The 19,234-nt window shown below is 47.2% G+C and carries 19 protein-coding genes; 12 read left to right on the top strand and 7 right to left on the bottom strand.

Features of this window, described 5'->3' with window-relative positions; all coding sequences use genetic code 11:
* Nucleotides 1–105 precede the first annotated feature (105 nt).
* Nucleotides 106–1,656, bottom strand: a complete 1,551-nt coding sequence (locus QUB64_RS05115; protein WP_333270516.1) for a Ycf66 family protein — start codon at nucleotides 1,654–1,656, stop codon at nucleotides 106–108.
* A 387-nt stretch (nucleotides 1,657–2,043) separates the two neighbouring features.
* On the opposite strand from QUB64_RS05115, the gene QUB64_RS05110 reads away from it, so the two are divergent.
* Nucleotides 2,044–2,226, top strand: a complete 183-nt coding sequence (locus tag QUB64_RS05110) for a hypothetical protein (protein WP_333270513.1) — start codon at nucleotides 2,044–2,046, stop codon at nucleotides 2,224–2,226.
* Nucleotides 2,227–2,750: 524 nt separating this feature from the next.
* Entirely contained in the window at nucleotides 2,751–3,194 is a 444-nt protein-coding gene (locus QUB64_RS05105; protein ID WP_333270510.1) for a DUF6918 family protein, read from the top strand.
* Nucleotides 3,195–3,465: 271 nt separating this feature from the next.
* Here the strand turns inward: QUB64_RS05105 and QUB64_RS05100 are convergent, their stop codons facing one another.
* The 3 genes from QUB64_RS05100 to QUB64_RS05090 all read right to left on the bottom strand — a co-directional run bounded on the left by QUB64_RS05100 (nucleotide 3,466) and on the right by QUB64_RS05090 (nucleotide 8,371).
* Complete coding sequence (locus QUB64_RS05100) at nucleotides 3,466–4,965, bottom strand: nickel/cobalt transporter (protein ID WP_333270508.1); 1,500 nt, start codon at nucleotides 4,963–4,965, stop codon at nucleotides 3,466–3,468.
* 126 nt (nucleotides 4,966–5,091) lie between these two features.
* Nucleotides 5,092–6,612: a hypothetical protein gene (locus tag QUB64_RS05095; RefSeq protein WP_333270505.1), complete on the bottom strand. Its 1,521-nt coding sequence runs from the start codon at nucleotides 6,610–6,612 to the stop codon at nucleotides 5,092–5,094.
* A gap of 544 nt (nucleotides 6,613–7,156) precedes the next feature.
* The gene (locus QUB64_RS05090; protein ID WP_333270502.1) at nucleotides 7,157–8,371 is read right to left on the bottom strand and encodes a DUF4331 domain-containing protein; all 1,215 of its coding nucleotides are present in this window, start codon (nucleotides 8,369–8,371) and stop codon (nucleotides 7,157–7,159) included.
* A 361-nt stretch (nucleotides 8,372–8,732) separates the two neighbouring features.
* Here QUB64_RS05090 and QUB64_RS05085 point away from each other — a divergent pair, with 361 nt between their 5' ends.
* The 4 genes from QUB64_RS05085 (at nucleotide 8,733) to QUB64_RS05070 (ending at nucleotide 11,589) form a co-directional block, all read left to right on the top strand.
* On the top strand, nucleotides 8,733–9,299 hold the full coding sequence (locus QUB64_RS05085) for a sigma-70 family RNA polymerase sigma factor (protein WP_333270500.1): 567 nt from the start codon (nucleotides 8,733–8,735) through the stop codon (nucleotides 9,297–9,299).
* A gap of 138 nt (nucleotides 9,300–9,437) precedes the next feature.
* The gene (locus QUB64_RS05080; protein WP_333270497.1) at nucleotides 9,438–10,049 is read left to right on the top strand and encodes a cupin domain-containing protein; all 612 of its coding nucleotides are present in this window, start codon (nucleotides 9,438–9,440) and stop codon (nucleotides 10,047–10,049) included.
* Nucleotides 10,050–10,191: 142 nt separating this feature from the next.
* Nucleotides 10,192–10,665, top strand: a complete 474-nt coding sequence (locus QUB64_RS05075) for a DUF732 domain-containing protein (RefSeq protein WP_333270494.1) — start codon at nucleotides 10,192–10,194, stop codon at nucleotides 10,663–10,665.
* Between the two features lie 105 nt (nucleotides 10,666–10,770).
* Nucleotides 10,771–11,589, top strand: coding sequence for a hypothetical protein (locus QUB64_RS05070; RefSeq protein WP_333270491.1), 819 nt, complete (start codon nucleotides 10,771–10,773; stop codon nucleotides 11,587–11,589).
* Nucleotides 11,590–11,740: 151 nt separating this feature from the next.
* Here QUB64_RS05070 and QUB64_RS05065 read toward each other — a convergent pair whose 3' ends face one another.
* On the bottom strand, nucleotides 11,741–12,283 hold the full coding sequence (locus QUB64_RS05065; RefSeq protein ID WP_333270489.1) for an acireductone dioxygenase: 543 nt from the start codon (nucleotides 12,281–12,283) through the stop codon (nucleotides 11,741–11,743).
* 237 nt (nucleotides 12,284–12,520) lie between these two features.
* Nucleotides 12,521–13,729, bottom strand: a complete 1,209-nt coding sequence (locus QUB64_RS05060; protein ID WP_333270486.1) for a NupC/NupG family nucleoside CNT transporter — start codon at nucleotides 13,727–13,729, stop codon at nucleotides 12,521–12,523.
* Nucleotides 13,730–13,800: 71 nt separating this feature from the next.
* Here QUB64_RS05060 and der point away from each other — a divergent pair, with 71 nt between their 5' ends.
* From der to QUB64_RS05030, 6 genes are all read left to right on the top strand, one after another.
* Complete coding sequence (gene der / locus QUB64_RS05055; protein ID WP_333270483.1) at nucleotides 13,801–15,162, top strand: ribosome biogenesis GTPase Der; 1,362 nt, start codon at nucleotides 13,801–13,803, stop codon at nucleotides 15,160–15,162.
* A gap of 150 nt (nucleotides 15,163–15,312) precedes the next feature.
* Complete coding sequence (locus QUB64_RS05050) at nucleotides 15,313–16,308, top strand: energy-coupling factor transporter transmembrane component T family protein (protein WP_333270480.1); 996 nt, start codon at nucleotides 15,313–15,315, stop codon at nucleotides 16,306–16,308.
* Nucleotides 16,309–16,506: 198 nt separating this feature from the next.
* A complete protein-coding gene (gene acpS / locus QUB64_RS05045) occupies nucleotides 16,507–16,944 on the top strand; it encodes a holo-ACP synthase (protein ID WP_333270477.1) in 438 nt (145 codons plus the stop codon).
* Between the two features lie 42 nt (nucleotides 16,945–16,986).
* Nucleotides 16,987–17,256, top strand: a complete 270-nt coding sequence (gene pipX, locus QUB64_RS05040; protein ID WP_333270476.1) for a transcriptional coactivator PipX — start codon at nucleotides 16,987–16,989, stop codon at nucleotides 17,254–17,256.
* 324 nt (nucleotides 17,257–17,580) lie between these two features.
* Nucleotides 17,581–18,267, top strand: coding sequence for a YggS family pyridoxal phosphate-dependent enzyme (locus QUB64_RS05035; RefSeq protein WP_333270474.1), 687 nt, complete (start codon nucleotides 17,581–17,583; stop codon nucleotides 18,265–18,267).
* A 66-nt stretch (nucleotides 18,268–18,333) separates the two neighbouring features.
* The gene (locus QUB64_RS05030; protein WP_333270472.1) at nucleotides 18,334–18,966 is read left to right on the top strand and encodes a cell division protein SepF; all 633 of its coding nucleotides are present in this window, start codon (nucleotides 18,334–18,336) and stop codon (nucleotides 18,964–18,966) included.
* Here QUB64_RS05030 and QUB64_RS05025 read toward each other — a convergent pair.
* On the bottom strand, nucleotides 18,960–19,234 hold a 275-nt coding region (locus QUB64_RS05025; RefSeq protein ID WP_333393976.1), incomplete at its 5' end, for a hypothetical protein. The two genes, QUB64_RS05030 and QUB64_RS05025, sit on opposite strands and share 7 nt — an antisense overlap.

The following is a 19,234-nucleotide window of genomic DNA, read 5'->3' as shown; positions in this document are numbered from 1 at the left end:
GAAAACCCGGTTTCTCGCCACCCGCGCCTAAGTCCTAAAAGGAAGACGGAAGAAGGTAGAAGGCAGAATCAAAAAAATTCTGGTTTCTACCTTTTGCTTTTTGCCTCAAGATGATGGCTTATCTTCGCCGGAGAGATTTTCAGACTTGGATGGAGCGGCCTGTTTGGCAGTTTCAACTAAATCGGGTTGCGCTCCATCAGAAGAGGGTTTTTCTTCTGTGGATTCGATCGAGATCGTGGATACTGAAACCGTTTCTACCTGCACGCTCAACCCTGGTTGTCCCGGTACTTCTATCTCTACAGGCGGTGATGAAACGATTTCCACCACAGTCATTTCTAGAGATACAGCAGGGGCTTCTGCTTCCGTTACGCCTGCTTCTGCTTTCGGTTCACCAACCGCATCCGCAGGTGTTTCTTGAGCCAACGGCGTTGTTTGGTTTTGTGCCGGCGATCCGTCTAAAATCGGAGTTTCCCCTATTTTGGCAGCACTCGCGGTTTCTGTCGCTATCAACTCGGCCATTGCTTCAACATCGGTGGGAAATGGCACTGCTTGGCTGCTTGCGACAGCAGTGTTGCTGGTTTCGGCTGCGACTTCGGCGGCCACTTCGGCTAATTCTGATTCGAGAATCCGATCGATATCCGGTGCCGGAATTGCCGTTATCTTAGATTCAGGCGCGATCGACTCCTCTGACACTTTCGGCTTGGTCACCGGAGTATTTGCATCAGGCTTGTTTTTTGTCGCGCCCCGTCCCAATATACCGCCGAGACTATTTTTGAGATTGCCGAACAGACTTCCGAAACCCCCTGATTTTTTAGCTGCTTTGGCAGGAGTTGGGTTTGCCGTTGGGGCTGCGGTTGCTGTCGCTGTCGCTGTCGCCGTTGGGGCTGCCGAACTAGCATCAGACTGGGAATCTTTAGCCATCGACCTCCACATCTCGTCAAAATCGTCATCATCTTCAGTCTGCTTTTTGGCTTCTGGCTGAGCCTCTGCTGGCTCTACCTTTGGTGGGGCCGCAATTTCTGAAAATTCTAGAGGTAGGGGCAAAGGAGTGAAGTTGCTGGCTGATTCTGCTGGGGCTGGTGAAGTCTCAGCAGCAGGACTGTCAACCGAAAACACGGGTATTTCTGTAATTGCGGGTGTTTTCGAGTCGGGAGTTTTTAAGTCAGGGCCGATCGCACTTTCGGCAATAATTTCAGCGATTGGGGGAGTCGGCGGTTGTGGTTGGGCCTTTACCTCGCCCTGAGTCACAGGTGCTGGAACAGCATCAGCTTTCGGTTTGGGCGATCGAACAAACTTAGGTTTTTTCGCTGCGGGCTCTGGTTTCTTGCCAAACAAACCTGATAGCGGCGCGCCCATCGCCCCGGCCAAATTCGCCGCCTGAGGAATCGGCGTTTGCTGAGCAACCGGCGTCACCAGCCTGCGCAAAGTCAGAGTTTCCCAGGCCAAGGATCCCAGCAGAGCCACGCCCGCCATTTGACCAAGCAGGAGAGCACCAGTAATTCGCCCCGCACAAGCCCATAAAATTAACGCATAAAAAAGCCCTACCCCGCTCCAGGCAAAATCACTTTTCCGGTGAACTTCTGGAAAAAAGAAGGCCGCCATGTAAATACTAAAGCTGCCCAGACCGACCGCCAACGCCAGAATGTATGCAAGCATCTTGTCGGTACCTCCGCTGTGTCAAATAACTTCTACGCGCTAATTCTACCTTTGTGAGACACTCAACGGCTTCTTTCTCTAGGACAATTCCCGATTTGGAAGGATGTTCGGCAAAGGATTTTGTACCGGATGTAACCGATTTAAAGGATTTAACGGGTGGATGTTGAGGCTAGAAGTCCGACAGAAGAAGTCAAGCGCGATCGAGATTTTTCCCCTCACCCCCTCGAACATCAGCCTCTCACCCCCTGTTGCTCTCACCCTCTTCTCAGTCGTGATATGCGTCACTTAACTATGTCGGTACGATCGCACTTGCCGCAGAGGATGTTCTGTATGGTGTAAGTGTAAGAGGAATTATGCCCGACGGCATAGGTAATTGGAGGTAGTGCCATGTTAGAAAAACTGTTGTTAGCCGGGGCTTTAACCTTATCGGTTCACATTTTTGCCGGAGTCAGCACTGCCTCGAAATTACCGAAAAATCTCGTATTGCGATCGATCGATGGGCCGACACAAACCCAGAAACTTCCCTTGGTTGCAGTCCCGGAGGCCCTGAAGTCGAACGTCGAATCCTAATGATGCGTGCCTGATCGTACGTGCAAGTGCGATCGATCGCAAGGCAGAGCCTGTCTAATATTTTTTTTCAAGCTGTTCTCTTTTCTATTTGACTCTTTACAACTCATTAGTTTGTAGTCAGGACTGAGCGTCCTGATTAATATCAGCTAATAAGGACGCTCAGTCCTGACTACAAACCGTAGGTGAATAAGAGTAGCAGATCGGACATTAATTCCCATCACATACGACACAAATCTCAACATCAGGTTGTCTAGTAGAGACATTCAAACCTTAAAAAAAATCTGTAATCCTGAGTAAAGGATCAAAATAGATATATAATCCAATACGCTTGGGTTGACGATTTTTGTGTCATGGCGAGCCACAAGCTCTCTTCGTAAGCGCTCTGTTATGAAAGCCATCGCAGTATCTGTTTTTCACAGTGTTTTGCTTCCGGGACTGTCCGATCCGAAGCGTATTGATATATAATCGCCAGATGCAACTCAAAGCTAATCAGCACATAGACTGTTAAATCAAGGAAAGTAAAAATGGGACTTAGCGATATTCTATTGAATGAAAACAACAGAGACAATTTTGTTGATGACTGTGTAAAGTTGATAGACAAACAAGTTGCAGCAGCACCGGGATTGGGCGGCCTTGCTCTGAAAGCTGCCTACTCTACCGTTAAGGGGATACGGGCTGACTATTGCGCCCAAGTCGTCGATCAACTTTTGCCCGAAATCTCGATCGCACTCGATCCGATGTGGACTGAAGCAGTAAACAATGGCAGCCCAGTCGAATATCTGGCCCAAAGAAAAGCTGAAGTAGCAGATCAATTACTCCAAATCAGTGACAAAAAAGCCGAAAACAGCACAAGAGCAGTTGTTAAAGGCGCCTATGCCAAACTCCGCCCCTCAGCTAAGACTTACGTGGAAAACGGCATCCCAGATTTAGCCGAAATTATTAATAAACATAGTGCGATCAGATGTTGAATTGGTGGGGATTTCCCGCCAATTGCATAAATCTACTCGTTACCAGCAGTTCCTGGTAAAACAGCCGTAGGGTGCGTCGCTATGAAAAATCATGCAGCATTCAATCCACAATCTCATAGCGACGCACCACGCAAACATGGTTAGCCAAAAACACTTATTTTGTAGCATTACTTTGAGAAACTGGTATTAGTTTGTCAGGTGCGTCAGCAGAGAGATTTTCGATGAGTCACAAAATCGTCAAAGCTGACGCACCCTACGAGCTAAAATTGTATTATCTATTGCCAATTACCCACAGATTCGCCACCAATATTTTAAAAATAGCCTCTCCGGTAATGCCCAATCCCAAAAACATTACCAACACTGCGCTAATTGCAGGCATAAATTTGACTGCTCCGATATGTTTCGGTAGTTTATTAAAATGTTGTTTGGCATAAACTAAGATTAAGCCGATCGCGCTCAGCACCACAGCCAATCCCAAACTAAAGGCTACCACGAGTGTCATGCCCAAGCCTGCATTGCCTAAAGCCGACGCGCTCAACAGCATTACCAAAGCGGAAGGACAAGGCAACAATCCCCCCGAAATTCCCAACACTAACAAGCTTTTCCAAGTAATTGGAGAACCGTCCGATCCGGGCGGCAAATGGGAGTGAAAGCGGCCGTCTCCGTGATGGTGGTAGTGCTGAGATATATGTGGTTTTACAGGTTTAAACTCTCTTTCCCAAGTTCCTCTACTCAACAGATTTACTGGTTCCTCAAGGTTTGTAGTGAGGACTTTAGTTATTGGTTTTTTGCGGACTAAAGTCCTCACTACGAACCTGGTTTTTTCGATGAGGTGATTTAAGTTGAGTTTGGTGCGGACTGAAGTCCTCACTACGAACCTGGTTTTGATTCTTTCTGAAAGTAATTTGAGGCCGATGACGGCTACTAATAAGCCTGAGATTAAACTTAGCCACGGATCTAATTTTTCTGGCTCGACTAAGTTAGAAGCGAAAAGGGTAATTCCGCCGACAGCAAACACGCCCGCAGTGTGAGTTATTGTGGTTGTTGCTGCTAGAAATAAAGCGTGTACTGGAGTAGCCCGCGAACCTACTAAATAAGCGCCAACTATGGTTTTTCCGTGTCCGGGAGACATCGCGTGCACGCATCCCCACGCAAATGCTCCCGCTACTGCTAGCACCAAATTCCAACCTGAAGCCCAGATTGATTCATTTCCTGCTAACAAAAATTCTCGGTTTTGTGGGGTAAATACAACGCTTTTTACAGCACCGCCTTCTACGATCGTAGTTTGACAGCTAGCTGTGGAAACTCCGGGTAAAAATAGATTGTACTTGATCCGCAATTTGTTGTTTTTTGACGTTACATTAGATGCGGGCCAGGTGTAATTTAAAATTAAGGTGCTGTGGGTATTGGGCTGCTGGATTAAACTGGCGGTTTTAGCTGCTATTTCTAGCGGTGTTACTGTTAATGAGCCTTGAATGTTGTTGCTGTTGGTGATGCTAATTTGTTTGCTGATAAACTTTTCTAGTTCGATTTTGTGGCTGCGAACTTCAGTAGGTTGTAGCTGGCTATCTTGATTGTCGTCCGCGAATTTGGTTAAGCCGGTGGGGAAAGTTAATGTTATTTCAGTTTGCGAGTCGCTGACGGCGATTTCTGCTACTGATAAGTCTGACCAGTGGGAGTAAACTGGTCGGGTTGAAGTTGTGAAAAATAGTAAGATTGTCAGAAAAAAAAGAAGGAAGTATTTTCGCGACTTGTGCCATTTTAGGTGCATTGTTTTTCACTGTTAAATTGTCTGTGGAGGCAGAAACCGGGTTTTTTAGAAAAATACTGCATCCCTGCCTTTAATATTGGTGAAAAACCCGGTTTCTTTGGTATTGATGTGTCAAAGACTATGATTTTAAAATTCATAACTTCCCAAGCCCAATACTTGACGATCTCGATCGCCAAAAATCGGATCGATTTCCTTAGCCTTTTGAAAATAAGCGCGAGATTCGGCATCTTTTCCTAAAGTCCGAGCGATCGCACCAGCCCGGTAAAACATCCCCGCATCCCGAATCCCCGATCGCATTATTTCGCCCATCACCCGATCGGCTTTTTGGAATTCCCCAGTGCCCGAAAGCGCCCAGGCGAAGATATCCAGAGTCACCGCATCCCTGCGGATTTTCACCTCTTCCTGCATTAACAGCAGCGCTTCGGCGACATCCTGCGATCGACCTTTTTCCAGCAGCAAACTCGCCAAATCGCGCCGGTGTCCGAAACCGCCAGAAACCTGTTCCTGTCGCAGCCCAGCTTCTGCTTTGTCGCGCAGTCGCCCGGAGGCGATCGCATCTCCCTGCAAATCCTTCACCCTCGCCATACCGCGATCCACAAGGCGATCGAACACCGTCGCCACCGGGCCAGAATAGGCAGAAACCTTACTGTAATTAGCCTCCGCTTCCCGATAATTTCCCTGGCGCGTCTCCAAATCCGCCAAATAAATCAGCGCTAGCGGGTATCGCGGCACCAACCGCAGCGCTTCCAAAAATAGGGCTTTCGCCTGCACAAACTCACCGCGACGGGCGTAAAATCGACCTAAGAGCGATCGGGCTCGCGCCGATCCCGCAATCTCTCCCGGTTCCTCCGCCGCCATTGCTTGCCGGTAATCCTGCAAAACCTCAGCATCTCGCCCCTGTGACTCTCTCACTAACGCTCTTAATGTGAGAGAACCCAAGTTGGGAATCCGATTAACTAAGGTTTCTGCCGCTATACTTGCCTCACTAACTTTTCCCGTCGCTAAGTGAGATGTGACGGAAAGGGCGATCGCATCTTCATTGTCAAAACCCACCTGTTTCGCAAAGCGCAAAGCCGTAGCAAAATCGTGTCTGGCCTCAGCAATTCGTGCTAAAACTAGCAGCGCGCCTTTGTTGTCAAAGGGTAAAAGGGCGATCGATCTTTGGGCCGCTTGTTCTGCTAATAAAAACCAACCACCCTCCCCAGTTGCGCGAGCCATTTTCAAATAAGCACCCGCCAATGCCGCCCGGTTCAAACCGCTGCGGGAATCCACAGCCAATCGCTGCTGGTAAAAAGCTATTTCTTGCTGAATAGCTTCCTTTTGATTCGGATTATTTCTCAGAGTTGCCGAAAACTGATAGCGGTAATTAGCATCGAGATTTTTCGGGCTTTGGTTGGCAGATTTATCGGCAATTAAAAGCAAAGTAGGAGGCAAATTAACTGCGGCAATTCCCACTATCGGCAATCCGATTATAAGCAGCCACCAGAAAATATCTGACTTGGTTTTTCCTGATTTATTAGCAGTCATAATATTGTAGTAGGGTGCATCATTTTTGGATATAATATGAAAAACTTGGGTTTTATCCCATGACGCACCTTGATAGGTTTCTGTCCAACATCTAATGTGAAATGTTCGGTTTGTTTCCACAGCCGAGAGTTTGTCAGGTGCGTCACTATGAGATTGTCGATTGTTATTTAGAGATTTTCGATGGCGACGCACCCTAGGGCTTTCCTCAATAGATCTCTTGCAAAAATCTTTTTAATCAAATTTGGCAACAGGCTCTCCGGCCTGTTCCACAAAATAACTTTTTCTGTGGAACAGGCCGGAGAGCCTGTTCCTAGTTATTTTTGCAAGAGGTCTAATGATTGTGGAAGGTGCGTCGCTCGCTCGATAGTCGCTCTTTTTCTCAGGATTGTCAATGGCGACGCACCCTACAATTAACTGTCAACTGTCAACTGATATTAGGTTTCTTTCCTCAATGATTGTGGAAGGTGCGTCGCTCGCTCGATAGTCGCTCTTTTTCTCAGGATTGTCGATGGCGACGCACCCTACAAATAACTCGCGCTCTAATGACCAATGACCACCCTTCGACTTCGCTCTGGGTAAAATGACTAATGACTAATGACTAATGACCAATGACCACCCTTCGACTTCGCTCAGGCTAAAATGACTAATGACCAATGACTAATCACTAATTCGGCAAAGCCAAATAAGGAAAATTCGGCTCTAAAGGTTTGTGTCCCTGAGCCGGATTTCCCGGAGTTCCGTTATAAGAAACGTTATCGCCAACCGGAGAACCCACCAAAGCTCCCAGAGTGATATCAATAACGTCGTCCACAAGCAAACGACCTCCGATCAAACTTCCTTGGGCATTTGTCGCGCTACCGTAGCCGCTGGGCCTTGTGGTATCGATCCGCATGACATCCGGTAAGAAAGCTTGGGCGATCGCATTTGGATCGACATTATCCTTGCCGTCCAAAAGATCCACAGCATTTAGAGTAGCAACAGCTTCCTGGCGCACCGGAGCAGCAGCAGCGCTCAAATCCAATCTCGGAGAAATATTATTAAATGCCTCCATAAATGCGGGAGTAACTACCAAACCCTCATTAATTGCAGGTCTCGCCAAACGCTCGAATTGTTTGAAACCGCCAACTCCATCCCTGACAGAAACAGTTGACCAAACATCAAAAGTATTCGCCCCAGTTCCTGCTTGCAAAAACGCTTTCGGAACGCGCACGGCAATTGTATTGACGTTGTAACCTTTAGCAAAGTCGATTGCTTGACTGGGTTGCTTGAAACCTACTTTCGGCCCCGTTCCCAAAGCCCCAGCGCGGACTCGGAAAAATTGTTCCACATCGAAGAAAAACGGATCTTCCCGCAGACCGGCAAATACAGTCAAGTTAGAACCGCCCACAGATACTGTATTCAAAACAGCATTAGAATTCAGCCCAGTTGTGGCAATTAAACCGCCATTAACTGTAGTCTTAGTAGTGGTTTCGGAGCCGCCGCGCACAACAGTTATCGCCACCGCTTGCATACCTTTATTGTTAGGCGGACTGAAGGCAAACCGCAAGATAATATCGGCGCGTCCAGTCGGTGTAGAATTTACATCGCCTACCTGCGTGATGTGAAATTGGTAAAGGGCTGTAGTGCTGAAATAATATTGATAGCGGGCTACAGAACGGGGATTTGAATTCATGGTAAATACTAAATCCCCGTCCGCAGCACTTGAATTTTGGTCTTTTTCGCGATATACGTACAGGTCGGTTAAATTTACAGTGCGACCTTTGATATCGACTTCGCCGTCGTCGTGGTCGGAAGCGGCAATTATCCCTGGAGTTAATACAACAATTAAAGCTACTTCAATCGCTAATATGATTCGGCGAATTTTCTTGGTTAGTTTCACAGTTAGCACCTATATTTCAATGAGATTTTTACAAGAATTCTAGATGTATGGTGCGCAGTGCGCACCTTGCCGCTTTGTTTGTAACGTGTAAAACCAATTTTTGTGTAAGTCCTAATTGGTATACGAAGGTTTTGCTGTTTTGGATCTCTGCTGCAAAATTGGGTATGAAAAACTATCCAGAGGTGATAAACTGCCATATAAATCGGGCAAATGACAATTCAAAGCATGACAAAATTAGCCGGCCAAGGCATATTGATGATTGCATCCCCAATTAGCTTACAATTATGGTCTATAGTGATATACGCCGATTATTTAATTTTAGATCTGTACACTCAAAACAATTTTTTTTAGGTACACTGAGATGACAGGCGAAAAGTCAGGCGATGAATCGCTGCTTTTAGTGCAGATTGCCCGGAAAGACCAAGCAGCATTAGCTAAACTGTACGATCGCTACGGTCGCGCAAGTTACGCTCTCGCTTACAAAATCCTGGGTTCGGTAGAAGAAGCTGAAGAAGTGGTACTCGATGTTTTTTCCCAAATTTGGCAAAAAGCAGCAACTTACGATCCTAGTCGCAGTCGAGCGGATACTTGGTTGTTCATGCTGACCCGCAGTCGTTCCCTCGATCGCCTCCGAGTGCTCCAGCGAACACTCCGCGCGGCCGAAGCTTGTCTGGAAGATGCTAAAATCCCCTCTTCGACGGTTGCAGAACCGATGGAAGATGCAATGCTGGAAGAACGCACCGCCCAAGTCAAAGCAGCGCTAGAAAAACTGCCAGCAGAACAGCGAAGTGCGATCGAACTAGCCTACTACCAAGGATTGACTTGCGCGGCAATCGCGGCTAAACTCGGTATCCCTACAGGCACAATCAAAACTAGAATTCGGTTGGGAATTTCTAAATTGCGCCAAACTTTGAGCGAAGAGTTTTAGATTGTAAAACAACAAAATTTAAAGTGTTTAATAGCTATCTAAAATTAGGGCATTTCCAATCTTCCATCTTTAGTGCAATGGCAACAACAAATCTAAAATCTAAAATCTAAAATTGATAAGGCCGGAGAACAGATGGAAATGATGCCAGACGAGGAGTTTAATACCCTTGCAGCGCTTCAAGCTCTCGATACCCTCGAGGAGTCAGAACGCCGCGCACTTGCAGAGAAATTGCAAGCATCCCCAGAACTTCAAAGTGAATTAGCAGCCTTTGAAACAGCAATTTCTGCGATCGCCTATACAGCCCCTGCCGTTCCCGTAGCCCCCGACCTCAAAAACCGCCTGTTGCAACGCATAGCGGAACTGCCATTAACAGCAGAATCTGTCAATTCACAGCCAATTGTTGCGCCGCCCGCAGAGAACAATCCGCCATCTTTAATTGTGCGATCGCAAAATGTCAAATGGAGACCTTACTCTGTTCCGGGAATCTCGATCGGCAAGCTTTACATTGACAAAAAAAAGCGCCAAATTACCTGTCTGATGCGACTGGAACCGGGAGTAACTTTTCCCCAGCACCGACACGCGGACTCGGAGGAGGTGTTTGTATTAGAAGGAGACTTAATTGTAGAAGGGGAAATTTGCTATCAAGGCGATTACATTCGATCGGTTCCCGGTTCCACGCATTCACCAGTTACAGAAGGAGGATGTTTGCTGTTAATCAAAAGTTCCACAAATAACGAAATGTTTGTTTGATATCGACAATTAGGTTCGTAGTAAGGACTTTAGTCCGGGCCGTTTTGCGGACTGAAGTCCTCACTACAAACCACAATTAGGTTCGTAGTAAGGACTTTAGTCCTTAAGTGGTTTCAAATCCCAACTAGATAAGGATAGTGCCATGCTAAATTACTGGCGTTTAACTGCTGTGATGTCCGCCGTTATTATACAATTTGTCTCGATCGCCAAAAGTGCGATCGCCCAAGAACGCGAAGGATGCTTTCTAGTCAACTCAGCGGGAGAAGTGATTACCTTAAACCCGTTGTGCGCGCCCCAGGAATCGGGAATTAAGCTAACAGGAGACGATGGGAAATTTATCGAAGACTACAAACGCTTAGCAAAAAGCTATTCTCCAGACGCCACGAACAATTTACTGCAAGGAATTCAAAGTAACCCCGGTCAAAAAATTGCCGCAGCGAAAAGGATATGCGCAGAAGCCAAATCGGGACTTTCTATAGCGGAAGTTAAATTAAGGGCGATCGGGCAAGCTGCGAGTATCGAAAATCCCACGGCTAAAGAAAGTTTTCTCGCCGATGCTGATATTATCACCACCCTTGCAGCTAACCATTACTGCCCGGAATTAGCGAGTAAGTAAGATATGAAAATTTGTAGAGACACGGCAATCCCGCGTCTCTACTTGCAGTTACAATATTAAAAGTCCTCTTGTCGCGCCACGACTCAGGAAACTACCCGGCATGAAATGAAACATTTAAAATCAAGTTCCGCCGATTTGCGGGATTTATTCAAGGATAGCATCACGGTTAAATATCTCGCGGAACCGCTAAAATCTGTCCCGGCGGGCGAAGATGCTGCTAAATTGCGATCGTGGATGGAAGCGCGCGATTTTGACGTGCTCGGGATTGAAGAAAACGGCATGGTTTGCGGCTATGTAGAAAAAGCGCACTTAATCACAGGTAAATGCAGCGACTACCAGCAAATTTTCCACCCATCACAGCTAATCGCGGCTTCGACTCCGTTGATGGAATTGCTGCCGCTGCTGCGAGAAAAACCGAGATTGTTTGTCTTGGAAAGCAATCGCATCAACGGGATTGTCACCTGCGGTGATTTGCAAAAAGCACCGGTGCGGATGCTGCTGTTTGGATTGGTGACGCTGCTGGAAATGAATTTATTGCGGATTGTGCGGATTTACTTTCCCCAAGATTCGTGGCAAAAGTGGCTGAAGGGCGATCGTATTTTAGCAGCAAAACACCTGTGGGAATTAGGGCGATCGCGAAATGAAGCAATTGACTTAATCGATTACCTGCAATTCTGCGACAAGCGAGATTTAATCCTGACGAATGCCGAAATAGTCGATCGGCTGGGGCTCAAATCCAAACGCTACGGGGAGCGTTTTTTGAAATCAGCAGAAGCATTGAGAAACAAATTAGCACACGCCCAAGATTTAATCAACGGTTCTTCGTGGCCGGAAGTAATTCTTCTCGCCCAGGAAATAGAAGCGCTGTTGCAGCGATGCGAAGAAATTGAAATTACCGAACCCACAGAATTAGACAAAATTTAATCAATTTTGCCTTTATTTCTTAGTCGGCGTCCGGCGGACATCGTTTGTATAGCAGCGATTTCAATCGCCGAGTTTTATCTTTATTTCTTAGTCGGCGTCCGGCGGACATCGTTTGTGTAGACGCGATTTCAATCGCCGTCTTATCTTCACTCTAGTTGGTAATCTTTAGTTTCCTGTTAGTATACTGAGGAACCCAACCTTGAGCTGTGGTATAATACTGCACAGTTTTCAAGTACAACAACGGAGTGAGATAAAACCAGTGTTCGGTATTGGGAGGCACTTTAATGTATTCTTCAGCTTGCAACATTAATTGTACCTGAGAGCCGTTAGGATATACGAAACCAAACACGCATTCCCCAGCTAAAACGTGCATAACTTCGGCATCTGCGTGGGTGTGAGTGCGATCGCTTTGAGTCATGAGTGGGTAAATCTGTGGCGAACCCGGATGCAGCACTTTTAAGTCGCACCACTGACATCCGCTGGCGCGCTTGAAGTATTCAAACTCGGTTTTAAATGCTGCGAGTACCTGCTGTTTTTCTGTTACATTGAGAATGTCTTGGAGTAGTAATGCTTGAACCGCAGGATTTTTTTTCGCTGGCAGGCGATCGACCTCAATATTTAAAACAGCCAGTTGGCTGGCGATCGCCCCGATCTCAGTATATGTGCTACCGTCTTCTAGTTGCAGAACAGCCATATTACAACACCTATTTATTTGGCTTTGAGGAGAATTTAGTTGCCTGTTTCTATATACTGTTGTTACAGACTAAACTCCTGCTTGTTTTCCATAATAGCCGATCGCTAGAATTAGATCTTTTGCCTCCCAAACTCTCTCTTTCATATCACACTTTAACCAGAAATCTTAAATTTTAACTTTTATTTAATAACCTTGAAAGTAAGGTGCGCAGTGCGCACCTTACAAAACCGACAACTTTTAAAGCAGCATTCCCGCAATGCAAGCAGTCATAAAACAAGCCACAGAACCAGCAATCATCGCCCTCACGCCCAACCGAGCCAAATCGCCCTTGCGCGATGGCGCCATCGCACCAATTCCCCCAATTTGAATTCCGATGGAACCAATATTAGAAAAGCCGCACAAAGCATAAGTAGCAATAATTGCCGCTCGTTCCGAAATTGCCTGTTGCTTAACCAATTCCATCAACTCTAAATAAGCAATAAACTCATTTAAAATCGTCTTTTTCCCCAAAATCACCCCGATTTTTCCGCAATCTGCCCAAGGCACCCCCATCAACCAAGCTACCGGAGCCATCAAATAAGAAAAAATCCATTCCAGCGACAACTGAGGCAAACTAATTAGCCCGCCAAACCAACCCAAAAGCGCATTAAAAAATGCCAACAAACCCAAAAAAGCAATCAGCATCGCCCCCACATTAGCCGCTAATTGCAAGCCATCGCTAGCACCAGAAGCCGCCGCATCCACGGCATTAGCATAAACCTGTTCAACCTTAATTTCCACCTCGCCAGCAGTCAGGGACTTTTCAGTTTCCGGGTACAACAATTTAGAAATAGCCAAAGCAGCCGGTGCCGACATCACCGACGCAGCAATTAAATGTTGAGGAGACACCCCAAAAGAAATGTAAGCCGCCATAACTCCGCCCGCAATTGTCGCAAAACCCCCCGTCATCACAGCATGAAGTTCCGAGAGCGTCATCGTCGCCACATAAGGCTTAATTAACAGCGGAGCTTCTGTTTGACCGACAAAAATATTAGCAGCACAAGAAAGAGTTTCAGCACCGGAAGTTTTCATGGTTTTAATCATGCACCAAGCGACTGCTTGCACCACCCGCTGCAAAATACCGTAGTGATAAAGCAGGGTGATAAACGAAGAGAAAAAGATAATAGTCGGCAGCACTTTAAAAGCGATAAAGTGGTCAGTAAATTTGTCTCCAAATACAAACTTAGCCCCGAAATCAGAAAAATTGAGAAATTGGGTGACTAAATCTCCCAAGAATTTAAATGCCGCCAAACCCGGAGCAGTTTTGAGAATCAAAATTGCAAAAATTAGCTGCAAAGCAATTCCCCAAAGTACGGGCGGCCACTTAACAGCGCGCCGATCGACTGAAAAGGCGTAGCACAAACCAACAAAAACGCCTAACCCCAACACAGAAATAAGTCTTTCCATTTCAGTCAGATTCCCTTATAATCAAAGATTAAAGCTCAAAATTACGGCGCAGCCTAAATGCTGCTACTTTTATGCCTCTACCTATAGTTGCTATTATTGGACGCCCCAATGTAGGCAAATCGACGATCGTCAACCGTTTAGCCAACAGCCAAGACGCGATCGTCCACGACGAACCGGGAATCACGCGCGATCGCACGTACAGACCAGCATACTGGGGCGATCGCGAATACCAAATCGTAGACACAGGCGGGCTAGTATTCGACGACGAAACCGAATTTCTGCCATTAATCCGCGAACAAGCAATGGCCGCCCTCGCAGAAGCCAGCGCAGCAATTTTCGTAGTAGACGGAAAAACCGGACTCACAGGCGGCGACGAATCCATCGCCTCTTGGCTGCGGCTGCAAAAAGTCCCCGTCATTCTAGCCGTCAACAAGTGCGAATCCGAAAATACCGGACTTACCCAAGCAGCAGATTTTTGGACGTTGGGACTGGGAGAACCTTACCCTATTTCGGGGATTCACGGTAACGGTACCGGCGAATTGCTAGACCAATTAATGACTTACCTTCCTACAGAAGTAGAGCCAGAAGTAGACGAAATTAGAGTAGCAATTATCGGTCGTCCCAACGTCGGCAAATCCAGCTTGCTCAACGCATTTCTCGGAGAAAACCGCGCCATAGTCAGCCCAATTTCCGGCACAACCCGCGACGCAATTGATACTTTAGTAGAACGCAACGGTCAAACCTACCGCCTGATTGACACAGCCGGAATTCGGAAAAAGAAAAACGTCGAATACGGCGCCGAATTTTTCGGCATCAACCGGGCTTTCAAAGCCATCCGCCGGGCAGATGTCATACTGCTAGTAATTGATGCAATTGACGGCGTTACCGACCAAGACCAAAAATTAGCCGATCGCATCAGCCAAGAAGGTCGAGCCTGCATCATCGTCGTCAACAAATGGGATGCTATAGAAAAGGACAACGACACTATCTACGAGTACGAAAAAACAGCAAGAACCCGATTGTATTTCCTCGACTGGGCAGAGATGATATTTGTCAGCGCCATGAGCGGACAGCGAGTTGAAAAAATCATTGAATTAGTAGACAAAGCCTCCGACGAACACAAGCGCCGCGTTGCTACCGCCGTCATTAACGAAGTCATAGAAGAAGCCACAACCTGGCACTCAGCGCCAGTTACCCGCCAAGGAAAACAAGGCAAAATCTATTACGGTACTCAAGTGCGATCGCAACCACCGACAATCGCCCTATTCGTCAACGATCCCAAACGCTTCACCGAAAACTACCGCCGCTACATGGAAAGCCAATTCCGCAAACACCTCGGCTTTACAGGTACACCAATGCGGCTGCTTTGGAGAGGCAAAAAAGTGCGCGCCAGCGAAGTCAGCACCACAAACAGAGCACTGCGCGTGAAGTAATTCTAGACTTTAGATTAAAGAAAAAACGCAGTTTAACGATCTAAGCAAATTGCGTTTTTTTCTTTGATCTTCCTTCTTTCTCTTCCTTCGCGTCCTTAGCGTCTTCGCGGTTCAATAAATTGATCTTCTTAAAAATCTCAAATCGACAAAATGGATTTATTGCGATCGCTTCCCATAGGACTTTACCTAGAACAACCAGTAACCTGGCTTCACCGCGTCGATTCCCGCGTCAAACTAGCCTGGTTGATGACATTTCTGATCGCACCCATACTCGCCAATCCCGTATGGCGGTTGATGCTAGTAGCAATGTTAATCGTACTGACACTCAGCGCATCCATTCCCCTCCGCGTGTGGAAACAGCAAATGGGACTGCTGCTGCTATTCTGCATTTTAGTATTTTGCCTCAGCGCGATCGCCCCCGACGCACTCCCCTCAGAACATCAGCCCCGCATCCCCGCCGACGAATTAACCTTTTCCCAACAACCCGCAACCCTTCCACCCGCTCAAGAACCCAAACCCTGGTACAATCCCTTTAATTTAGGCTCAAACTCTCCAACCCAAAATCCCAAATCCCCAAGCCAAAATAAACTCCCCCAACCCACAAAGTACAGTTACGTTTTATTCAAACAAGGCCCGATTAAAATCACCCGCAAATCCTTAGATTTAGCTATCAACGTCAGCACCCTATTCTTCACAGTAATTTACAGCACCAACCTCTATCTCCTTACCACAGCTAGCGAAGAAATCACCGCCGCCATCGAAAATTTAATGCAGCCGCTGCGCCGCTTGCATTTGCCTGTCACCGAAATTGCACTAACATTAACGTTATCTCTGCGCTTCATTCCCCTAGTATTGGAAGAAATACAAAATTTAGTGCGATCGGTGAGTACCAGAGCCATAAACTGGAAAAAGCTCGGATTTCGCCGCGCCGCTCAAGTTTGGTTAATGATTGCTGAAAGGCTGTTAGAAAATTTGCTGTTACGAGCCGAACAAATGGCTAGTGCAATGACAGTTCGCGGCTTCACCAGTCCCGATCGACACCGTGTAGAATGGCATCAGTTGCAGTTCAAAATCCGAGACTGGATCGCCCTCGGCTGCTTGATCCTCCTCTGGAGCGCCCGCTTCATTTGGGGGTGGGACAGTTGACCTGTGACCTGTGACCTGTGACCTGTGACAGTTTCCAACAAGAATGCAGATATAGGTTGACTCCAAAGCGATATCCAGTCAGTCATCCCCTATTCTTCAATTCTTCTATCTCAAATCTCAAATCTCAAATGGTATGAGATACTTCGACGCGATAGTGCTGCTAAAGTAATGGATGCAAATATTTAGAGATCCAAGACCTTGAACATCTATCTTGGGACAGATATCGTATATGTTCCACGCATTCAAGCTGCATTAGACCGGTTTGGCGATCGCTTCCTGGAAAAAGTTTACACGCCGGCCGAACAAAGAGACTGCGGACAACTAAATTCTCAAGAGAGCAACATTAAAGGTAAAATGAACCGAGTTTCCTGCAACCAATTAGCGGGGCGCTGGGCAGCCAAAGAAGCCGTTGTCAAAGCCCTAGGCACTGGATGGCGGGGAATACGGTATGCAGATGTGGAAATTCGGCGCTCCGAAAACGGTGCTCCAAACGTGCAACTCCACGGAACCGCAGCAGCACGAGCCTCTGTTTGGGGAAATTGCCAGTGGCAGTTGAGCCTCAGTCACGATGGAGACTATAGCATGGCTACGGCGATCGCCCTTTGCACCCTGCGATCGAGCGAAACTCAAATCTAAAATCTAAATCTTTAATCTAATATCGATCGATTGTGAGCGTGAATGACTACCGAAACCTACCTGAACCATCCAAACTTTGGCCTCCTCTTCAGGGTATCCCAGGTTGAAGACAGCCAAGAATTATTTACCACCCTATACGCCCAGCGCCTATTTTTCTTAGTGACAAACGGCCCTGGTGGCCTGAGATTTGAACCCATCAGCCGCTCCGACGCTCGCCTCATGGTCGAAATTCGCCTGCGAACCCTCCGTCGCAGCGGTCAATATCAGGAGTACGACGAATTGCAGGCCGTTCACAAGCGCACTTTTCAATAGCGAAAATCGGTCCTGCCGTCATTAGTCATTAGTCCTGCCGTCATTAGTCATTGGTAATTGGGAATTGGCTCGTTACCAGGTAGAGCCTGGTAATGCAGATCCCGAGGCTCTGCCTCTCTTTACCTCTTTACCTCGCCTTGGGGTGGAAACACAGAAGTGTAGCAGATGTTTAAATTAAGTAACCAGGCACTATTAATTACAAAAAGACTCTTGACGCTGATTCGGCCCTGGGGCGATATGCAAGTGTAATTAATTCAGTAGGGCCTACCTATTAAATTTTCGTTCTTAATTTTCCTTTCCTCCACTTCCCAGTATTGAGCACCCATGACCATTACCTCTCGAATTAACAGCATTCGCCAACAATTGCCGGAATCAGTGCGGTTAATTGCCGTTACCAAACAGGTACCGACTGATGCTATCCGCGAAGCCTACGACGCCGGCATCCGGGATTTTGGCGAGAGCAAGGTTCAAGAGACTGCCGAAAAACAAAGCCAACTGCAAGATTTGCCGGATATCAACTGGCACTTGATCGGCCACTTGCAAGCCAACAAAGCAGCCAAGGCTCTAGAGCATTTCCAGTGGATTCACTCTCTAGACAATTTAAAACTGGCTCAGCGGCTCTCACGCTTGGCGGGCGAACAGTCCTGCTCTCCGCAAGTTTGCCTGCAAGTCAAAATGTTGCCCGACCCGGACAAATACGGGTGGAGCGTCCCAGAACTACTTGCCGACCTCCCAGAACTCAATCAATGTGAGCATATCAAAATTCAAGGTTTGATGACAATACCTCCGATCGGATTAGATGACTCGCAAATCCTAGAATTGTTTAACAGCACCCGCGAACTTGCTGACAAAATCCAGCAGCAAAATTTGCCTCAGATTCAAATGCAGCAGCTCTCGATGGGGATGTCAGGAGATTATCATTTGGCAATTCAAGCAGGTGCTACTATGATACGGCTAGGAACAAGCTTGTTTGGCTCTAGAAGAGGACAACTTGGGTTAAAAATAGAATAGTCAGCCACCCGCGGCTAACCCGCAACGCGAGTATAGTCGGGGCAGCACAGTCGTGAAGGAGCTTAAATGGTGAACATTTTTTCTAAGCTACGAGATTTTGTAGGCTTCCCCAATGAGCCTGAGTACGAATACGAGTACGACGAAACGGAAGGGGAGCGCTTTCAGAGCGTGTACCAACAGCCTGAACCGAACCCCGCTGCCGCCGCCGCCGCAGCAGAAGAAGAACGCCGCCAAAATCGCAGAATGCGGGAGCGGTCAGTAGTAGGATCGACAGGTACGGATGTTGTTGCACCAACCGGGGGAGTAGGGTCAGTAATGAATAACAATAACGTGATTGGAATGCCTGGAGCTATGAACGGGATTTCGGAAGTAGTAGTGATGGAGCCGCGCACTTTTGAAGAGATGCCGGCTGCAATTCGATCTCTTAAAGAACGGAAGTCTGTGGTTTTGAACCTGACGGTGATGGACCCAGACCAAGCGCAAAGAGCTGTGGACTTTGTGGCGGGCGGTACTTATGCCCTTGACGGTCATCAAGAGCGCATTGGCGAAAGCATTTTCTTGTTTACGCCTAGCTGCGTGCAAGTGAGAACTCAGTCTGGTGTGGTTCACGAAGTGCCCCCAGCTCAAGGACGACCCCGCCCTGCTGCTGCTCCTGCACCCACAGTCTGGCCGGCAGAACAAGCTCAAATGGCTCAGTAATCTGTTGACTGTTGACTGTTGACTGTTGACTGTTGGCAGTTGGCAGTTGGCAGTTGACCAATAACAATAGGACTAAGACAAAAAAATTGTCTGCTATCGGTAGTTGGCAAGGTGCGCATTGCGCACCCTACATATAGAGTGTGTGCGTCCAGTACCGAAGTAATAACCAACAACCAACAACCAACAACCAACAACCAATAACCAACAACCAACAACCAACAACCAACAACCAACAACCAATAACCAACAACCAACAACCAATAACCAA

The sequence above is a fragment of the Microcoleus sp. Aus8_D2 genome (assembly GCF_036702665.1).
GTDB lineage: Bacteria > Cyanobacteriota > Cyanobacteriia > Cyanobacteriales > Microcoleaceae > Microcoleus.
The sequence above is the reverse complement of the archived record's forward strand: the minus strand, read 5'-3'. Positions and strand labels throughout refer to the sequence as shown.